The organism is Streptomyces bobili (assembly GCF_002154575.1).
In the GTDB taxonomy this organism is placed as follows: Bacteria; Actinomycetota; Actinomycetes; order Streptomycetales; family Streptomycetaceae; genus Streptomyces; species Streptomyces bobili.
The window spans coordinates 1-1,970 of record NZ_MUBA01000698.1 but is presented as its reverse complement, the minus strand read 5'-3'; the positions used below and the strand labels follow the sequence as shown (position 1 = coordinate 1,970).

2 protein-coding genes are annotated in these 1,970 nt (G+C 75.6%); both read right to left on the bottom strand.

Translation table 11 applies throughout. The annotated features are described in order from the left end of the window. Positions 1 to 218: 218 nt before the first annotated feature. Positions 219 to 1,280 (bottom strand): FecCD family ABC transporter permease, encoded by a 1,062-nt coding sequence (locus BZL64_RS36370; RefSeq protein ID WP_086773297.1) that lies wholly within the window; start codon positions 1,278 to 1,280, stop codon positions 219 to 221. A gap of 274 nt (positions 1,281 to 1,554) precedes the next feature. Further along, positions 1,555 to 1,854 (bottom strand): DUF3040 domain-containing protein, encoded by a 300-nt coding sequence (locus BZL64_RS36365; protein ID WP_086773296.1) that lies wholly within the window; start codon positions 1,852 to 1,854, stop codon positions 1,555 to 1,557. Positions 1,855 to 1,970 lie beyond the last annotated feature (116 nt).

Genomic DNA, 1,970 nt, shown 5'->3' with positions numbered 1-1,970 from the left:
TCGACGGTGACGCCCTCCAGGTCAAGACGCATGTGCTCCTCCGAGGTGGGACATCACCAGCGGCCCCCGACCGCACGACCGCCGCGCCACACCGACGACAGGCCGGCCGACACACCGACGAACGACGCGCCCCGAGGCCCGCGGCACACCGCCGGCCACGCCCGCACCCCGCACGCCCTCCCGGCCAGGCCGCATGCTCCCCTCCACCGGCGGAGCCATCAGCGGCCCCCGAAGGCATGGCCGCCGCGCCGCATGAGCAGCAGGAACGCCGGCACGCCGACGACGGCGGTGACCACGCCGACGGGGAGTTCGGCCGGCGCGAGCAGGAGCCGGGACAGCAGGTCCGCCCAGACCAGCAGGACGGCTCCGGCGAGGGGGGCCAGGACCAGTACGCGGCGGTGATCGGCGCCGACGACCATCCGCACGAGGTGCGGCACCATCAGGCCGACGAAGCCGATCGCGCCGCTCACCGCGACCACGGTCCCGGTCACGGCCGCCGTCACGAGGAACAGCTCGCGGCGCAGCGTGGCGGGCCGGACGCCGAGCGCGGCGGCGGTCTCGTCGCCCATCGCGAGCGCGTTGAGCGCCTCGGCCCGCCGGCGCAGCCAGGCCCAGCCGAGGGTGACGGTGACGGCGGCGATCGGCACCTGCGCCCAGGTCGCGCCGCCGAGACTGCCCAGCAGCCACATCATCGCCGAGCGGGCCGCCTCGCCACGGGCCGCGCCGAACACCATCACGGTCGTCAGGGCCTCGAAGCCGTACGCCAGTGCCGTCCCGGTCAGGATCAGCCGCAGCGGGGTGAGACCGCTCGGGGTGCGGGCGACGGCGTACACCAGCGCCATCGCGGCGAGCGCCGAGCCGAACGCGGAGACCGACAGCGCCCAGACGCCGAGGCCCGCGAACGCGCCGAGCAGGATGACGGCGTTGGCGCCCACGGCCGCGCCCGAGGAGATGCCCAGCACGAACGGGTCGGCGAGGGCGTTGCGGACCATCGCCTGCACGGCCACGCCGACCGAGGCGAGCCCGGCCCCGACGACGGCTCCGAGCACGACGCGCGGCAGCCTGATCTCCCAGACGATGGTGTACGCGGCGCCGTCCCGGGCGGGGACGGTCCCGCCGGTGAGGCCGGCCCACAGCAGCCGGAGCACCTGGGCACCCCCGATGCCCGTGGCGCCCAGGGCGACCGCGCACAGCAGGGACAGGAGCAGGACGAGGCCCAGTGCGGCGGCCAGGGGCACGAGGGGCTTACGGCTGCGGCTCGCCGTAGGTCTTCGAAGCACGGGCGGTGGCGGTCCTTCACCTCGGCCGCCTGATGGACCGTGAGACAGCCCGTACGGCCCGCGGGCCGCGCGGTCCCCCTCTCGCAGTCCTCGGCGAGCAGTCAACGGGTCGCTGCCCACCACGGGCGATCGGGCTCACACGACGGACCGTCAGGTCGTCGCGCACACCGTTGCGGGTCAGCGCCGGACTCTCACCGGACTTCCCCCGTGGAAAGGCCCCCGGAGCCTAACAAACGCCGTCCGGCGGCCCTGCGGCGGCCTCGACCGCGGGGCCTCAACCGCGGGGCCTCCACCGGCGAGGGCGCGACAGGTGAGGGCGCGACAGGTGAGGGTCGAAGAGCTGGGCGGACAGGCCCGCCAGGACCAGGCCCGCGGCGAGGAGCAGGCCGTGCGGCAGGACCACACTGGCGATCAGCGCGGCGGTCGCTACGGCGAGCCACGACCAGCCGCGGAGGCGGCGGTATTCACGGGGCGGGGCCGGCCGTCCCTCGTCCAGCGACCGGACGAACCGGGGGTCGTCGCGGGCGAGGGAGGCTGCCAGGCCGGTCAGGCGTTCGTCGTCGGTCGCGGACATGGCTGTTCCCCTTCGGTTTCGGTGTGCTCCACGGATCGGGGCGGCGGCGCCGGCGGTTCCGGAGCCGTGGGGTGCTTTCCGGCCACGAGCCGCAGAAGGAGCGGGACGCGTCCCGC

What these genes read in the sequence shown, in the direction of transcription:
- BZL64_RS36365 (WP_086773296.1), bottom strand. Translation starts at nt 1,854, where the DNA reads ATGTCCGCGACCGACGACGAACGCCTGACCGGCCTGGCAGCCTCCCTC.